At 33.4% G+C, this 17651-nt stretch carries 16 protein-coding genes; 13 read left to right on the plus strand and 3 right to left on the minus strand.

Annotated features, from left to right (window positions below; translation table 11 throughout):
- Window positions 1-95 precede the first annotated feature (95 nt).
- The 13 genes from N508_RS10250 to N508_RS10310 all read left to right on the plus strand — a co-directional run bounded on the left by N508_RS10250 (window position 96) and on the right by N508_RS10310 (window position 14922).
- Window positions 96-1118, plus strand: a complete 1023-nt coding sequence (locus N508_RS10250) for a peptidoglycan D,D-transpeptidase FtsI family protein (RefSeq protein ID WP_286011354.1) — start codon at window positions 96-98, stop codon at window positions 1116-1118.
- Window positions 1108-2556, plus strand: coding sequence for a UDP-N-acetylmuramoyl-L-alanyl-D-glutamate--2,6-diaminopimelate ligase (locus N508_RS10255; RefSeq protein ID WP_023276604.1), 1449 nt, complete (start codon window positions 1108-1110; stop codon window positions 2554-2556). The genes N508_RS10250 and N508_RS10255 overlap by 11 nt, the downstream gene beginning before the upstream one ends.
- On the plus strand, window positions 2556-3884 hold the full coding sequence (locus tag N508_RS10260; RefSeq protein ID WP_023276605.1) for a UDP-N-acetylmuramoyl-tripeptide--D-alanyl-D-alanine ligase: 1329 nt from the start codon (window positions 2556-2558) through the stop codon (window positions 3882-3884). The genes N508_RS10255 and N508_RS10260 overlap by 1 nt, the downstream gene beginning before the upstream one ends.
- A gap of 9 nt (window positions 3885-3893) precedes the next feature.
- On the plus strand, window positions 3894-4979 hold the full coding sequence (mraY, locus tag N508_RS10265) for a phospho-N-acetylmuramoyl-pentapeptide-transferase (RefSeq protein WP_023276606.1): 1086 nt from the start codon (window positions 3894-3896) through the stop codon (window positions 4977-4979).
- 8 nt (window positions 4980-4987) lie between these two features.
- Window positions 4988-6247, plus strand: a complete 1260-nt coding sequence (gene murD / locus N508_RS10270; protein ID WP_023276607.1) for a UDP-N-acetylmuramoyl-L-alanine--D-glutamate ligase — start codon at window positions 4988-4990, stop codon at window positions 6245-6247.
- Between the two features lie 11 nt (window positions 6248-6258).
- Window positions 6259-7350: a putative lipid II flippase FtsW gene (gene ftsW, locus N508_RS10275; RefSeq protein ID WP_023276608.1), complete on the plus strand. Its 1092-nt coding sequence runs from the start codon at window positions 6259-6261 to the stop codon at window positions 7348-7350.
- Window positions 7347-8387 (plus strand): UDP-N-acetylglucosamine--N-acetylmuramyl-(pentapeptide) pyrophosphoryl-undecaprenol N-acetylglucosamine transferase, encoded by a 1041-nt coding sequence (locus tag N508_RS10280; protein WP_023276609.1) that lies wholly within the window; start codon window positions 7347-7349, stop codon window positions 8385-8387. Before ftsW ends, N508_RS10280 begins: the two co-directional genes overlap by 4 nt.
- 13 nt (window positions 8388-8400) lie before the next feature.
- A complete protein-coding gene (gene murC / locus N508_RS10285; protein ID WP_023276610.1) occupies window positions 8401-9792 on the plus strand; it encodes a UDP-N-acetylmuramate--L-alanine ligase in 1392 nt (463 codons plus the stop codon).
- A complete protein-coding gene (locus N508_RS10290; protein ID WP_023276611.1) occupies window positions 9792-10691 on the plus strand; it encodes a D-alanine--D-alanine ligase in 900 nt (299 codons plus the stop codon). Before murC ends, N508_RS10290 begins: the two co-directional genes overlap by 1 nt.
- A gap of 17 nt (window positions 10692-10708) precedes the next feature.
- Complete coding sequence (locus tag N508_RS10295) at window positions 10709-11386, plus strand: cell division protein FtsQ/DivIB (RefSeq protein ID WP_023276612.1); 678 nt, start codon at window positions 10709-10711, stop codon at window positions 11384-11386.
- Window positions 11376-12614, plus strand: a complete 1239-nt coding sequence (ftsA, locus tag N508_RS10300) for a cell division protein FtsA (RefSeq protein ID WP_023276613.1) — start codon at window positions 11376-11378, stop codon at window positions 12612-12614. Before N508_RS10295 ends, ftsA begins: the two co-directional genes overlap by 11 nt.
- A 90-nt stretch (window positions 12615-12704) precedes the next feature.
- Complete coding sequence (gene ftsZ / locus N508_RS10305; protein ID WP_023276614.1) at window positions 12705-13859, plus strand: cell division protein FtsZ; 1155 nt, start codon at window positions 12705-12707, stop codon at window positions 13857-13859.
- Window position 13860: 1 nt separating this feature from the next.
- Window positions 13861-14922, plus strand: a complete 1062-nt coding sequence (locus N508_RS10310) for a glycosyltransferase (RefSeq protein WP_023276615.1) — start codon at window positions 13861-13863, stop codon at window positions 14920-14922.
- Between the two features lie 119 nt (window positions 14923-15041).
- Here the strand turns inward: N508_RS10310 and N508_RS10315 are convergent, their stop codons facing one another.
- Genes N508_RS10315 through purF form a run of 3 tightly spaced genes read right to left on the minus strand, consistent with a single transcriptional unit; the run spans window position 15042 to window position 17623 of the window.
- Entirely contained in the window at window positions 15042-15563 is a 522-nt protein-coding gene (locus N508_RS10315; RefSeq protein ID WP_023276616.1) for an HdeD family acid-resistance protein, read from the minus strand.
- Between the two features lie 9 nt (window positions 15564-15572).
- Window positions 15573-16229 (minus strand): hypothetical protein, encoded by a 657-nt coding sequence (locus N508_RS10320; RefSeq protein ID WP_023276617.1) that lies wholly within the window; start codon window positions 16227-16229, stop codon window positions 15573-15575.
- 8 nt (window positions 16230-16237) lie between these two features.
- Window positions 16238-17623: an amidophosphoribosyltransferase gene (gene purF, locus N508_RS10325; protein ID WP_023276618.1), complete on the minus strand. Its 1386-nt coding sequence runs from the start codon at window positions 17621-17623 to the stop codon at window positions 16238-16240.
- Window positions 17624-17651: the final 28 nt, after the last annotated feature.

Below are 17651 nucleotides of genomic sequence, written 5' to 3' on the forward strand. Positions count from 1 at the left end.
AAGTTATTCTTTTTGAAGATAAAGGAGAGCTTGCAAAGCCTGATACTCAGGTATATTTAACATTATCATCAAGAATACAGGCTGGAGCTGAGCATATATTAAGAGAAGGTGCAAAAGTATTTGGAGCAAAAAATGGCTCTGTTGTAGCAATGGATATAAAAACTGGGGAAATAATAATTTCTGCTAATGTAAACAGCTTTAACCCGCATATTTACTGGAAATATCCAAGTGCATACTGGAGCAACCACAGTTTTAATTATGTTTTTGAGCCCGGCTCTATTTTTAAATCTGTAGCATTCAGTTATCTGCATAATAGTGATAAGCTTGACAGAAACAGGCTGATAGATACAAGTAAAAAAATAACTATTGGAAAATATACTTATTCTGATACAAAATATTACGGCACATTAACTGTTGATGAAGTTTTTACTCATTCAAGTAATATTGGTATGACTCAGCTTATTAGAAATGAAAATAATAATAAGCAGAGTTTTTATGATTTTTTAATAAAATCAGGTTTTGGCGATAAAACTGGTATATATGGAGCAAGCGAGGAAGCAGGTATTATTAAGCCTGTTTCAGCATGGTCAAAAACAAGCCTTACTTCTATGGCAATAGGTTATGAAGTCCTTGTTACTCCATTGCAGGTAGTTCGTTTTTATGGGGCTCTTGCAAATAATGGCATAATGGTAAACCCTAAAATAATATCTAAAATAGTAAGGGGTAATGAGATAGCGATACCAGAGCATGTTGAAACTCAAGTTTTATCAAAGGAAACTGCAAGCTATATGCTTGATTTAATGCAGAAAACTGTTGAAGACGGCACAGGGCAGAAAGCAAAAACTCAATTAACAAAAATAGCTGGTAAAACAGGAACGGCAAGAGTGTATGATAATAAAGCAGGTGCTTATTCTACTCAAAACTATTCTGCAAGTTTTGCAGGAGTTTTTCCTGCAGAAAATCCAAAAGTAGCTATGATAGTAGTGTATGAATCACCTAGAAGCTCAATATATGGCGGCTCAACTGCTGCAAATATTTTCAGGCAGATAGCAGAGTTTGTTTCTACTGAAAAACATTATTTTGAGCCGGAAATAGAGGTGGCAGCAAATGAAAATTAAAGAGCTGGTATCAAAATTAAACCCAGTAAAAGTTAATTACTGTGGCAAAGAAAATATAGAAGTTAAAAATATTGCTCAAGATTCTAGAAATCCGAAAGGCACAGTATTTTTTGCATATAAAGGTGAAAGTTATAATTCTAATAAAGATGCAGAAAATATATATAAAAGCGGTATGGCGGAATTTATTATATGCGAAGAAGATTTAGGTGATAATATCGCCCATGCAGTTATAAAAAATGGCAGGAAGCTTTTGGCTGCTGCTGTATCAGCTTTTTATAATGAGCCTATGAAAAAATACTGCTCTATGGCAGTAACTGGAACAAATGGTAAAACTACTTCCACATATATTATGGAAAGTATTTTTCATGAAGCAGGTATGAAAACATGCAGAATAGGCACTACTGGCATTATGATAGATGATGAGTTTGTAGAAATTGATAATACTACACCCTCTCCTGAGCTTGTATATTCAAGCCTTGCCCGCGGACTAGAAATCGGCTGCACAGCTCTTACTATGGAAGTATCAAGCCATGCACTTGCACAAGGCCGCATAAATGGTGCTTTTTTTGAAATAGCAGTGTTTACTAACTTAACAGGCGACCATTTAGATTTTCATAAAAATATGGAAAACTATTTTGAAGCAAAAGCACTGCTTTTTACTGATACTTACAGCAAACACAGAGTTATAAATGTAAGAAATGAATATGGTAAAAAATTAGCAGACAGAATAAAAGAAAACTTAATTACTTTTAATATTTTTGATAATAATGCAGATATTTTTCCAGTAAAATATACATCAACAGTGTATGGAATAGATGCAGAAATATCTGTATTTGGTAAAATAATAAATATTCATTCTATGCTTATAGGTGAATATAATTTAGAAAATATTTTAGGAGCAGTGGGTGCAGCTTATTCATTAGGAATAAGTTTAGATGATATAGCAAAAGGTATAAAAAACCTTAAAAATGTGCCGGGCAGGCTGGAGAAATTTAGTAATAAAAATATTACTGCATTTGTAGATTATGCACATACTGATGATGCTATTGTTAATGCCATCTCATCACTCAGGCAGGTAGCAGGCGGCAGAATAATCACAGTATTTGGAGCAGGTGGCGATAGAGATACTGCAAAGCGTCCTAGAATGGCTTATGCTTCCACAGAGCTTTCAGATATTACTATCATTACAAGCGATAATCCACGAACAGAAGACCCGCTTAAAATAATAGATGATATTGTAAAAGGTGTTAAGCAGGGCAGCAAATATTATGTAGAAGCAGATAGAGAAAAAGCTATTGCAAAAGCTGTATCTATTGCAAAAGAGCATGACATTATATTTATTGCAGGCAAAGGGCATGAAGATTATCAGATTATAGGAAAAAATAAACATCATTTTGATGACAGACTTGTAGTGCAGAAATATCTTGGAGCATTATAATGAAAGTATCAGATATTTTAACAAAAGTTCCTGTTATAAAGAGTGATATAGTATGTGATGAAGAAGTAAACGGTGCTTTTCTTGATTCCAGACTTGTGCATCGCGGCTCACTTTTTTTTGCATGCTGCGGTGAAAATGCAGATGGGAATTTATATGCTCAAACAGCATTAGATAAAGGTGCTGTTGCAGTTATTATGGATAATGAAAGCATATATAATGAAGTGCATGGCAATAAATTATTAGTTAATAATACTTTGGAATTTATGCAGCAGTTAGGAAGATACAGGTTTGATGAACTGCATAATTCAAATAAAATAGTGATAGCTGTTACAGGTTCCTTTGGCAAAACAGGAATGAAAGAAATGCTTAAATACATTTTCAGCCAGAATGAAAGAGTATATGCAACAGAGGGCAATAAAAATAATATGCTTGGTGTTATGCTTACAGGCTGTGGAATAGATGATAATGCTGGCACAATAATAATAGAGCTTGGTTCAAATAATTTTGGAGAAATCAAAGAGTTAACAGAAATTGTCCGCCCAAACACAGCAATAGTTACAAGTGTAGGGCATGCTCACATTGGCAGATTTAAAACATTTGAAAGGCTGCTGTTTGAAAAAATGTCTATAAGTGACGGCTTAACAAAGGACGGCGAATTTATTATACCTACAAAACTGACACCATTTGTTCCAAAAGGAGATTTTAAATTTAGAACTTTTGGAGAAAGTGCATTTTCAGGCATAAGAATAACAGAATATAAGCACCATGGCGAATATATTACATTTAAAACAAGTTTAACTGAAAAAGAGTTTAGGATAAATCATCCATATATGCATATTGCAGAAAACTCGCTTTGTGCCATATATGCAGCACTTTTATCAGGTATTGATGAAGAAAAAATTTTTGCTGGTCTTATAAATTATAAATTACCAAAAGGACACGGCAGTTTTGAAAATATTGGTGATATATTTTTAATTGATGACAGCTATAATGCAGGGTTTGAATCTTTTATAAAAAGCACAGAAAGCCTGCATTTAATTAATAAAACACCAAAATATGCAGTATATGGTGAAATGGGTGAAATAGAAGGGTATGAAGAAGAGCTTTATAATGAAATTACTCAGCTTGCTTTTTCTTATCCTGATATTAATTTCTACCTTACAGGGCAAAGCTATGCAAAAGCAAAAGAGCTTGAAAACAGAAAAATATTTTTAACAAAAGATGACTGTATAAAAGCAGTAAAAGAAATAAAAAACGGTGTAGTTATAGTAAAAGCTTCAAGAGCTAAAAAATTTGAAGATATAGTAAAAGTAGTAAAAGAGAAGTAGGAGCAGAGTATGCTTTATAATTTATTATACCCGCTTTCATCACAGTTTACATTTCTGAATGTATTTCAATACATTACATTCAGGACTATGTTTGCAACACTCACAGCCTTAATCATTACAATGCTTATAGGCGACATTGTTACAGATATGCTGAAAAGGTGGAAGCTCTCACAAATAACAAAAGGTTATGAGCCAAAACGCCACAAAGCAAAAGAAGGTACCCCAACTATGGGCGGTATAATGATTATAGGCACAACAATGATTTCTACATTATTATGGGCAGATGTTACTAACCATTATATTATACTGCTTTTAATATTATTTACAGGCTTTGGAGCAGTAGGGTTTGCTGATGACTATGTGAAAACTATTAAAAGAAACCCTGAAGGCTTAAAAGGCAGAACAAAACTTGTATATGAAATTATTATATCTACAATTGTAGTTTATTTATTAATAATGCTTGATAATTCTGGTAAAGTAACAAGCATAACTTTACCATTTTTTAAAAATTTTATAATAGATGTCAGCTGGTTTTATCTGCCATTTGCTGTATTTGTAATAGTTGCATGCAGTAATGCAGTAAATTTAACAGATGGCTTAGATGGGCTTGTTACAGTGCCAGCTATTACTGCTTTTGCGGTTTATGGTTTATTTGCATACATTATGAGTAACTATACATTTACAAACTACTTATATCTGCCGCATCTTCCTCAGACTGGGGAGCTTGCAGTATTCTGTGGTGCAATGTTTGGTGCAGGGCTTGGGTTTTTATGGTTTAATACATTTCCTGCAACTATTTTTATGGGTGATGTAGGCTCTCTTTCAATAGGCGGCTCATTAGGCTTAATTGCATGTATGGTTAAACAGGAAATACTGCTTGTTATTGTTGGCGGGTTATTTGTTATGGAAGCATTATCTGTAATATTACAGGTAGGTTATTTTAAAATAACACATGGTAAAAGGCTTTTTAGAATGGCACCACTTCACCACCATTTTGAATTAAAAGGCTGGAGTGAGCCGAAAATTATTATCAGGTTTTGGATAATTACATTTATACTTGCAATACTTGCAATAAGCACACTTAAATTAAGGTAGGTAAAAGTATGAAAGCTGCAATTATAGGATATGGCAAAAGCGGTGCCGCAGCAGAAAAATTATTAAGATTAAAATGCTTTGAAAGTATTGATATTTTTGATGATAAAAATGAGAAGTATGCAGATATTGCAGAATATAAAAATGAATATGACTTAATTTGTGTAAGTCCTGGTATTGATTTAAATAAATATACAAATATATGTGGCAATATTACAAGTGAAATAGAGCTTGCCTATGAAGAAATGAATAAGAATGCAAAAATTATTGCAATTACTGGCACAAATGGCAAGTCAACTACTACACATATAACTGCTCAGATAATAAATAATGCAGGCCTAAAAGCTGCTGCATGTGGAAATATTGGCTATCCTTACGGAATGGCAGTATTAGAAAAAGATGCTGATGTATATGTAATAGAGTTATCAAGCTTTCAAATAGAGCTTTTGAAAAAATTTAATGCTGTTTCAGGCTGTATTATAAATGTTACACAGGACCATTTAGACAGATATAAAACTATGGATAAATATTATAAAGCAAAACTTATGCTTTTAGATTTTATAGATAAAGATGGTTTGTTTGTAACAAATACTGATGAAATAATAAAAGCAGAAGTGCAAAAGCATAATATAAAAACTACATATATTGATGATGATTTAATAAACTATCCAAAATATAATGGTAAAATATTAGATTTTGGTAAATTTAAGATAGATACTTCTAAATTTAAACTGTTTGGAAAACATAATCTTATAAACTTATCCTATGCCTTAACTATGGCAGATAAAGTTTGTGATTTCAAAGGAGATGTTTCTGATTTGTTGGAAAATTTAACAAGTATGCCCCACAGAACTGAATTAATAGCAGAAACTGGTGGTGTAAAGTGGATAAATGACTCTAAGGCAACAAATGTAGATTCTGTTTATACTGCACTGCAAAGCATAGAGAAACCATCTATTTTATTGATAGGCGGCAGAGATAAGAAAAGTGATTATAAACCACTGGTTGATTTAATAAATAAAAACATAAGCAAAGTTTGTTATTTTGGTGAAGCAGCTGATTTAATAAAAAATCAGATTTCATCATTTTTAAAAGATGTAGAAGAAGAGTGCTTTGACAGTTTAAAAAACTGTATAAAAACACTTGCAGAAAATACTAAATCAGGCACAACCGTATTACTTTCCCCAGCCTGCACAAGTTTTGATGAATTTAAAAGCTATGAAGACAGGGGTGTAAAATTTAAAGAGTATGTGCTTGAATATACTAAATAGTGGGTAAGTATATGATAAATATTAAAGATATTCGGTTTCAAATACTTAGCATTTGTGCACTGCTTATTATGATAGGACTTATTTTTATATATAATACAAGTGCACCGCAGGCAATCAGGCTTGAAAGACATGAGCTTTATTTTTTTATTAAGCAGTTTATACATGTAATTATAGGCTTTATAGCTTTAATGGCAGCATATAAAATACCTTTGAATTTTTACAGAAAGTTTGTAATGCCAATATTTTTTGTAACATTAATTCTTTTAATTGTAGTGTTTTTTATGCCGGGAGCAAATGGTGCAAAAAGGTGGATATATCTTCCTTTTGTAACTTTTCAGCCATCAGAGATAGCAAAGTTTACAGTTGTGCTTTATTTAGCCCATTATTTAGATAAAAAAAATGATAAAATGTGGGATTTTATGACTGGGTTTCTGCCAGCTACACTGCTTGTTGGTATTTTGGCAGCTTTAATTATTGTAGAGCCTGATTTTGGAACAACTACATTAATAGTTATTGTAGCTTTTACAATGTTTATAGTTGGCGGAGCAAGGCTTACCCATATTTTTGGAATAGTAGGTATAGTTATTCCTATATTAGTTGCGGCACTGCTTGCAGGGGAATACAGAAAAGCAAGGCTTTTAAACTTTTTAGACCCATGGCAGGACCAGTATGGTGTAGGTTATCAGCTAATTCAGAGCCTTGCCTCAGTTGGCAGTGGTGGTTTATTTGGCAGAGGGCTTGGAAATTCTACACAAAAACTTTTTTTTCTGCCTGAAGCACATACTGACTTTATATATGCAATTATTGCAGAAGAAACTGGGCTTATTGGAGCAAGTATAGTTTTTCTTATAATAGTATTTTTATTCAGGAAAAACTTACAGGCTGCTTTTATACATGAAGATAAATTTAAAAGACTGCTTGTATTTGGTCTTTCATTTTTGATATTTGTGCAAAGTTTTGTGCATGTATTTGTTGTTATAGGACTTCTTCCTACAAAAGGTTTAACACTGCCTTTTGTTTCTTATGGCGGCTCAGCACTTGTGGTTACAATGTTTTTCATAGGTGTTATTTTAAGGTCAATAGATGAGGCAGAAGTGCAATGAAAGTAATATTTGCAGGTGGCGGCACCGGCGGGCATTTATATCCTGCTGTTGCAATTAGTGAACAGTTAAAAAAAAATAATATAAATTACTACTTTATGGTATCAGACAGGGGCATAGAAAGGAATATTTTAAGACCATTAAACTGTCAGTTTGAAGAACAGAAAGTGTCTGCTTATATGAACCAGTCTGTAACTGGCAAAATAAAAGCATTGTTTAATATGATAAAAGCTACAGGCAGAGCATTAAAAGTAGTGCAGAAAGGTGATAAAGTAATATTAACAGGCGGGTTTGCTGCTGCACCATCTGCAATAGCTGCTGTTTTAAAAGGCTGTGATTTATATCTGCATGAGCAAAATAGTGTAATGGGGCTTGTAAATAGAATTTTTGCAAGGTTCAGCAAAAAAGTATTTTTATCATTTGAAAATACTAAAAATGCAAAAGGCAGCTTAATAGTTACCGGCAACCCTGTAAGAGAGGTTTTTTATAATACTGCACCTAAAAAAGATTATACTGGCAGGCTGCTTATTTTAGGCGGCTCTCAGGGCAGCAGAAAAATAAATAAATTAATTTCTTCATCAATTGATGAAATAATGTCATTAGGCTTTAATGTTACACATCAGTGTGGAGCAAAACTTTTTGATGAAACAGTGCAAATGTATGGCAGCAAGATTGATGAATATAAGGAAAGGCTTATTTTAAAGCCTTATATAGAAAATGCAGTTGATGAAATGAGTAATGCTGATATTATAGTTTCCCGCTCTGGAGCAGGGGCTGTTTTTGAAATAAAAGCATTAAAATGCCCTGCAATATATATTCCATTTGCTGCAGCAAGTGAAAATCACCAGTATTATAATGCTTTAGAAGAAAAAGAAAAAGGCTGCTGCATAATACTTGAAGAAGATAAGGCAGGGACTGCATCACTAAAAGATGCTTTAAATGAGATAAAAGAAAATATTACAGTTTTCAGGGACAATTTAGAAAAAAGCCCTGTGCAGAAAAGCAGCGAAATAATATTTAAAGAATTAGAAATTATATAGATGGAGTGTAGAATTGAATAGTGTATTTGGCAGATTTTCCCATATACATTTTGTAGGTATAGGCGGCATTGGAATGAGCGGTATTGCTGAAGTGCTGCATAATATGGGATTTAAAGTAAGCGGCTCAGATATAAACGAAAATGCTAATGTCAAAATGCTTAGAGAGATGGGTATTAAAATAAGCATTGGTCATGATGAATCAAATGTTGAATATGCAGATGTAATAGTTTATACAAGTGCAGCCCGTGATGATAATCCAGAACTTGTTAGAGCCAGACAGGAAAGAAAGCCTGTTATTAAGCGTGGAGAAATGCTTTCTGAACTTATGAGATTAAAGTTTGCAGTAGCTGTTGCAGGCTCTCATGGCAAAACTACAACTACTTCTATGGTGGCAGAGATTGTCAAAGCTGCTAAATTAGACCCAACAATATTAATAGGCGGCAGATTAAACAGCACTAACAATAATGCAAGCTATGGTAAAAGTAACATAATGATTGCAGAAGCAGATGAGAGTGACAGGTCCTTTTTAATGCTTTATCCATCTATTGCTGTTATTACAAATATAGATTATGAGCATATGGAAAGTTATAAAGATTTTGATGATGTAAAAGAAAGTTTTACAGAGTTTGCTAATATGGTGCCATTTTATGGAACAAGTGTTTTATGTATTGATAATAATAATGTGGCAGATATAATACCAAACATTACAAAAAGATTTATCACTTACGGCACAAAGGCACAAGCTGACATTAGAGCAGTTAATATTAAAAAAGACGGTTTTAGTGTATCTTATGATGTTAAAAAAGGTGAAGATATTTTAGGGCATATTGAAATAATGCTTCCGGGGGACCATATTGTATTAAACTCTCTTGCAGCATTAACAGCAGCTATGGAAATGGGTATAGAGTTTGACATAATTGCAGAAACTCTTAAAAACTTTTCAGGTGTTCAGAGAAGAATGTCTATAAGATATAAAAGTGAAAAATATATTGTGATAGATGATTACGGCCACCACCCAACAGAGATTGCAACCACATTGAAAGCTGTCCGTGAAGCAAGCCCTGAAAGCAGTATTGTTGTTATATTTCAGCCACACAGATATACAAGAACAAGGGATTTAATGAGCGATTTTGCAAAATGTTTTATGGATGCAGATAAACTTTATATCACAGATATATATGCAGCAAGTGAAAAAGCTATTGAAGGCATTGTGGCAGAAAAATTAATTGCAGAAGTGAAAAATCATGGATTTAAAGATGTTTCTTATCTTCCAAATTTAAATGATTCGCTATCTGATTTTGATGATAATAATGAGAAACATACTATTATTATGACTTTTGGTGCAGGAAGCATAACTAATTTTTCATATATAATTGCAGATTATTTAAAAGAAAGGGGCAAATAATGGATAAAAACAGTAAAATATGTGTTATTTACGGTGGAATGAGTGCAGAAAGGGAAGTGTCTCTTAAAAGCGGCAAAAATATGGCGGACGCTCTTTTAAAAAATTTTCCTAATGTGTCGTTAATAGATGCAGATTTTTCTTTGGCTGAAAAATTAGCAGTATTAAAACCTGATTTATGTGTCATAGCTTTACATGGCACATACGGAGAAGATGGCTGTGTTCAAGGTATGCTTGAAATGATGGGAATACCTTATACTGGTGCAGGAGTTGCTGCAAGTGCTGTTGCTTTTGATAAACTTTTAGCAAAACATACTTTTATAGATTATGGACTACCTACACCAAAATATACTATTTTAAAGGAAGATGACAAGCAGCCTCCATTTATGCCATGTGTTGTAAAACCAGCAAGGCAGGGTTCAAGTATAGGTATTAGAATAGTAAAAGATATAAAAGACTATGCAGCAGCTGTTGAAGAAGCATTTAAATATGACAGTAAAGTATTATGCGAAGAATTTATAGAAGGTAAAGAGCTGACTATTCCTGTTATGGATATGCAGGCATTTCCACCTATATGGATACGACCTAAAAAAGGCTTTTACAACTATGAAAATAAATATACTGCTGGTATGACAGAATATCTGCTTGATACTGGTTTAAGTTCATCAAGGCTTAAAAGTTTAAAAAAACTTGCAGTAAAAGCATATAGTGCATGTGGCTGCAGGTCTATGGCAAGAATAGATATTATTGCAACAGATAGAAAATTTTATGTAATAGAAGTAAATACTATTCCTGGTATGACTGCCACATCATTAGTGCCAAAATCTGCCAGTAAATTAGGTATTTCTTTTGAAGATATTGTAAAAAGAATTGCAGAAAGTGCATCACTTGATAATAAATAAAGGAAGGGGATAAGATAATGAAAGGCGGCATTATCAAACTTGTATTATTATCAGGGTTTGTTTTTGGTGTAGGCTTTGGAGCTGCAACAGTAGTTAATAAAATAAAGCAGACTAATGTGTTTGTCATTAAAAGTGTAGAAGTGCAGGGAGTAATCAATGCAGACAGACAGGCTATTAAAAAGATAGGCACAAAGTTTATAGGGCTTAATCTTTTTGACAGCAGGCTTAAAGAAACTATTGTTTCAGATGACCCATGGGTGCAGCGAATAATAGCAAGCAAAGTATTACCTGATAAAGTTAATTTAATAGTTTATGAGGAAAAGGCTTTATTTCCTTTTAAAAACAGGCAAAACAAATGTTTTGTATTTACAGGCAGCGGCAAAGAAATGTCTTTTACCTGCAATAATGTAAATATAAAAACAGCAAATAAAATTCATTTTGATAATGCTATGAAATTTGCTGCTATATTAGAGCAGATGCCGGAACTTAGGGATAAACAGATAACCTTAAAAGATTACAGTTTTGAAGTTGTAATGGGTAATGAAGTGCTTCGTTGTCCTTATGATTATGAGCTTTTGAAAAATAATTATGTATTATATGAAAATACAATTAAAGAAAGATATAAAAGCATAGAATATGCTGATTTAACTGTAAATAACAGAATATATGTAAAGGGGGTGCTCCATGCCTCATAAAGATAATATATATGTAGGTCTGGATATTGGCACAACAAAAATATGCACAGTTGTTGCCCGCCAGAATGCAGAGGGTGGTATTGATGTTATTGGGCTTGGTTCTGCTCCAAGCACAGGTATTCGCAAAGGTGTTGTTATAAACATTGATTCTACTGTTAAAGCAATAAAAGATTCTGTTGCTATGGCAGAAAGAATGAGCGGTGTAACGATTAAAAGTGTATGTGCAGGTATAGCTGGAGGCCATATTGAAAGTTTTAATGAAAATGGTGTTGTAGCTGTAAAAAATGGTGAAGTTACTGCCAACGATGTAGCAAGAGTAATAGAATCTGCTTCAGCTAAAAATATACCTGTAGGTTATGAAGTGCTGCATATTCTTCCACAGCAGTTTAAATTAGACGGACAGGATGAAATAAAAGACCCAATAGGTATGTGCGGTGTCCGTTTAGAAGTTGATGTGCATATAGTAACAGGAGCAGTTTCTTCGGCTGCAAATATTACAAAATCATGCTCAAAAGCAGGTATTGCAGTAGAAGATATTTATTTAGAACAGCTTGCGTCAAGCGAAGCAGTGCTGACTGATGAAGAAAGAGAAATCGGTGTATGTTTAATTGATGGCGGTGGTGGCACAACTGATATGGCTGTATTTAACAGAGGAGCATGCTATCACACAGCAGTTTTACAGATTGGCGGCAATAACTTTACAAGAGATTTAACAAGCGGTCTTTCTACAAGTGAAGCAGAAGCGGAAAAAATTAAAATAACAGAAGGCTGTGTATTAACTGACTTAGTAGGTGCTGATGAAGTGATAAGTGTGCCATCCGTTGGTGGCAGACCGCCAAGAACTATTTCTAAATCAGTTATGGCTCAAATATTGCAGTTAAGAGCAGAAGAAATATGCGAGCTGTTTTTAGGCGAGATTAAAAATAAAAAATTAATGGATATGCTGCCAGCTGGTGTTGTTATGACAGGCGGTATGTCAAACTTTAAAGGCATAGAAGAGCTTGCTTCACATGTATTAGGTTTAAATGTGAGAGTAGGTCATCCTGTTGGTATTGGCGGACTTTCTGATCAGGTAAATAATCCAATATATGCAACAGCAGTTGGGCTTGCAAAACTTCATGCAAAAAAAGGTCATTCCCAAAACCTTATAAGCAGTGATTACAGTGAAGACGGCTTATTTAAAAAAGTTGGGGACAGAATGAAAGACTGGTTAAAAGAGTTTTTCTAAAATTAAAGAGCAAATAAAAATAATATTAATAGAAGTTTAAAAGCTGTTATTTTTTTGGCGTTGAAAATAGCAGCAAAAGGGGATATTATAATGGACGATTTATTTTTAAATGAACAAATACCTTATGAAAATGGCGCAAGTATTAAGGTAGTAGGAGTAGGCGGAGCAGGTGGCAATGCAGTTGCCAATATGATTTCTGCAAATGTTGGAAATGTAGATTATATTGCAGTAAATACTGATGCTCAGGCTTTAAGAAAAAGTGGTGCAAATACATGCATCTTAATTAGTAAACTTGGTTTAGGTGCAGGCGGAAGACCTGAAAAAGGTAAAGAGTATGCACTTGAAGCTATTGATGAAATCAGAAACTCTATAAAAGATGCTGATATGGTATTTATTACTGCTGGTATGGGTGGCGGCACTGGCACTGGTGCTTCTCCTGTTATTGCAGCAGCAGCAAAATCACAAGGAGCATTAACTATTGCTGTTGTTTCTACTCCCGATTCTATGCTTGGAGAAGAAAAAGTAAATATTGCTCAGGATGGATTAAAAGAGTTAATGAATCATGTTGATTCATATATTGTAGTTCCAAATGATGGTATGCAGCAGGCAGGTCATAAATTAACATATAAACAGGCATTAAAAATGGCTGATGATGTTCTTCGTCAAAGTATTCAAGGCATTTGTGAAATAGCTAGCGGCAGTGGTCATATAAATATTGACTTTGCTGATATTAGAACAGCTATGGAGCATCAAGGCAAGGCTGTTATGGGTATAGGAACTGCAAGCGGTGAAAATAGAGCTAAACAGGCTTTTGAAAATGCATTAAAAAATCCGCTTTTATTAGATACAAGTATAAAAGGTGCTCATGGAGTGCTTTATAATATTTCTGGTCATGAAGATGATTTATTAATGGATGAAGTTGCTGAAATTACTAAATTAGTAAGAGAATATGTTGGAGAAGGCGGTAAAACATTAATTAAACAAGGTATTTTATATGACAACAGGACTGATGGAACTATATCTGTAACAATTGTTGCAACAGGTATTAATAATACAAAAAGTCATGAAAATTTAACAAAAGTAGATGAAATTAAAAAAGCTAAACCAACTGGTGCTGTTGTTACAAGTATGCAGGATAAACTTAAAAAAATATCAAAAGAAGACCGTAATCTGCAAGGTATAAGCAGCAGATTAAATGAAGATTATTTTGAAATACCAACATATTTAAGAAAACAAAACGACTAATATGAATATCGTCCATTTAATCAATGTGCGGTGGTTTAATGCTACCGCATGGTATGCACTAAGGTTAATAGAAAGTGGTATACTTGCAGGTGACAGAGCAGCTGCAGCAGGGCTGCCTGATTCTCCTGTAATTAATAAAGCAAAAGAATTAGGGGTGCAGACTGTTGAAGCACCTTTTACTTCTAATAACTTTTTTGACTTTTTTAAAAATCTTAGAAAAATACATAAGTTGATTAAGGACATTGATGCAGATACTCTTGTATGCCACAGGGGAGAAATGTTTTGGATAATCGCTCTTGATAAGTTTATATTTAGAAGAAAGTATAAACTTATAAGAGTGCGGGGCGATGTAAGGCCGCCAAAAACTGATATATTTAGTAAGTTTACTCATAATACTGCATGTAATCATATTATTACTTCTGCAGATTTTATAAGAACATTCTTTATAGAAAAACTTAAAACAAATGCAAATTATATTGATACTATATATGGCGGAGTAAATAGAAGTGTTTTTTATAAAGATTATAAAAAACGCATAAATGTAAGGCAGCACTATAATTTTAAAGATGATGATTTTGTAGTAAGTGTTGTTGGCAGGTTTGACCCAGTAAAGGGTCATAATGTTTTTTTAAAAGCATGCAGCAGAGCATATAAAAATGGTTTAAAAGAATTAAAGATTATGCTGGCTGGCTTTCCTGAAAATATTAAACTTGATGAGATGCAGAAAATGGTAGAAGATAACGGATTAAATGATATTACTATTATTACTGGTAAAGTTGATGATATTACAGGAATTATGAATGCATCAGATTTAGGGGTAATATCTTCCTTAGGAAGTGAAGCGGTATGCAGGGTTGCTATGGAGTTTATGGCATGTGGTGTGCCTGTAATATCAAGCAATGCTGGAGTTCTTCCAGAAATGCTGCCACAGCAATACAGATATGATATATATGATGATGAAAGGCTTGCTTTTCTTATAACAGAAAAAAAAGGCTTTATTAAAATATATGACCAGAAAGATTTTTATAATGAATTTATAGAAAAAATCAATTTACATTCATAAACAGGCTCAGTATGACTTTTGTGTTATAAGATTATATTTATTCCTTACAATTAATACTCAAGAACTTTTGATAATACAATAAAAAAAGAGCTTCTTGAAAGCTCTTTTTCTTTATATAATTATTTCATTATTTTTAAATTTATTACAAATAAAATAATGGCAACACCTACAATTATCATTGCTATACCAAGCACAAGGCTGATATATACTGAAACTATTTTAGGAACAGCAGCAATTAAAAGTGCTAAAAGAATACCAGCAATGCCACCAGCCATTAATACTTTCCATGCAGGATAACTTCTTTTTTTCCATTCAACAGCTGTTACAACTGCGGTAACACTTTTTAATGCTATCCAAAAACCTACTAATAATGGAAGAAAATTTTCAAGAGCAGACTGGCTGCTTAATAGCATAACACCAATTAATATAGAAATACCACCCTCTATTAAATAGTAGATAGAGCCTTTAAAATCTCTTAAACTTATAAATAAAAATATATTTGCAAGCCCTGTAAAAATCATTAATATGCTTATAATCAGGGCAAATGCAGCCATTGTGCCTGCAGGATTCATTATAATAATTACACCAAATACTATAAGAAGCACTGCAAAAATAATACTTGTTAAATAGTTTGCTGACATAATATCTCCTTAAAAGTGGTATGAAAACCCAATGGTATATTTAAGCTGCTGCATATCAAGTGTATCTGATATACTGCCAATACCTGCTAAATCTAAATTAAATTTAGGATTTTGAGAATAAGTATATCTAAACTCAAAAAATGCACCCCATCTGCCGTCTTTTGTAAAAAGATATTCAACACCTGCAAATGCATCAACCCCTATTAACTGGCTGTTTTGTGTAAAATCATTATAGTAAACACCGTTATTTGTTCCGCCAGAAATATCAAATGCAGCAAAATTATATGATACACCAATACCTATCCATGCATTAACTATATTTGATGAGGTCATATAAGCAACATTTAGTGCTACTGGTGCCATATTAGCCCTGCCTTTTATCTTCTGATTTTTTGTAGTGAAATCGCCGCCAATATAGTCTGCACTAAGTCCTATAGAGAAATTGCCCCAAAAGTCATTTAATATATTATAATATACAAAACCACCTCCACCGGGAGCTAAATCACCCCATTCATTAGAAATTCTGTCAGTTAAATTGCCAGTAATGGCTGCCATACCATACCTTTTTGCATAGCCATAATTATATGGCTTATTAGTTCTGTCATCTGCATAAGCAAAATTACAGGCAAATGATAAAGTAATAATTACTAAAAATAATTTTTTCATCTATATGTTTAGTCCTCAATTAAATCTGCAGGGTTTATTGGATACTGCCCAGTAAAACATGCAAAACAGAAATTATTATCTATAAGCACTTTTTTCATTCCTTCAAGAGAAATATATCCAAGAGTATCTGCTCCTATAAATCTTCTGATTTCATCTTCTGTATGTGTATTAGATATAAGCTCTTTTTTTGTTGGAGTATCTATTCCATAGTAACATGGATAACTTGTAGGCGGAGCAGAAATTCTCATGTGTATTTCTTTTGCTCCAGCATCACGAAGCAGTTTAACTATTTTTTTACTTGTAGTTCCGCGGACAATAGAATCATCAACAACAACTATTTTTTTACCTTTAATAAGGTTTCTAACAGGGTTAAGTTTTACTCTGACACCAAAATCGCGGATATTTTGTGATGGCTCAATAAATGTTCTGCCAACATAGTGGTTCCTGATAATACCAAGCTCAAAAGGGATTTTACTTTCTTCAGAGTAGCCAATAGTTGCAGTAATACCAGAATCTGGCACGGGTATAACAATATCTGCATCTACTGGACATTCTTTTGCAAGCATCTTGCCAAATCCTTTACGCACTTCATAAACAGACTGACCAAACATAAAAGAATCAGGTCTTGCAAAATATACATGTTCAAAAACACATGGTGCAGGGTTTTCTACTTTACCATTAGGAAAGTATGATTTTACACCACTTGCGTCAACAACAACCATTTCGCCCGGCTCTACTTCTCTAACAAAATGGGCATCAATTAAGTCAAGAGCAACTGTCTCGCTTACAAATACATAGCCGTCTTTCATCATACCCATAGCAAGCGGGCGGACACCGTGTGGGTCTCGCATAGCAATAAGTTTATTATCAGCCATAAATACCATAGAGTATGAGCCTGTAATTTGAGTCATAACATTAGAAAGGGCTGTAATAAAGTCTTCATTTTTTAATCTTTTAGCAAGCAGGTGCATAATAGTTTCAGAATCTGTTCCAGTAGAGAAGATTACACCATCTTGTATAAGCTGCCTGCGGATTTTAAAAGCATTTATTAAATTGCCATTATAAGCAAGAGCACAGTCACCAATTGGCAGTTCTGCTATTATTGGCTGAAGATTTCTTGTTGAAAAAACACCATCTGTAGGGTATCTGTTATGACCAATAGCTATTTTGCCATGTAGTTTTTTAAGACGCTTTTTTGTATAAACATCTGCAACTAAACCTTCTCTTTTTTCTGAATTAATATGTTCACCATCATAGGCAGCAATACCTGTGCCCTGCTGACCTCTATGCTGCAAGGCATATAAGCATAAGTAAACTAAATTAGCAGCCTCATGGTTGCCATATACACCAGCTATTGCACATTCATCATAAAATTTATCTGCACCATCAATCACTATAACACCTTTATAATTATTTGATTTA

It is taken from the genome of Mucispirillum schaedleri ASF457 (assembly GCF_000487995.2).
GTDB classification, from domain to species: Bacteria; Chrysiogenota; Deferribacteres; order Deferribacterales; family Mucispirillaceae; genus Mucispirillum; species Mucispirillum schaedleri.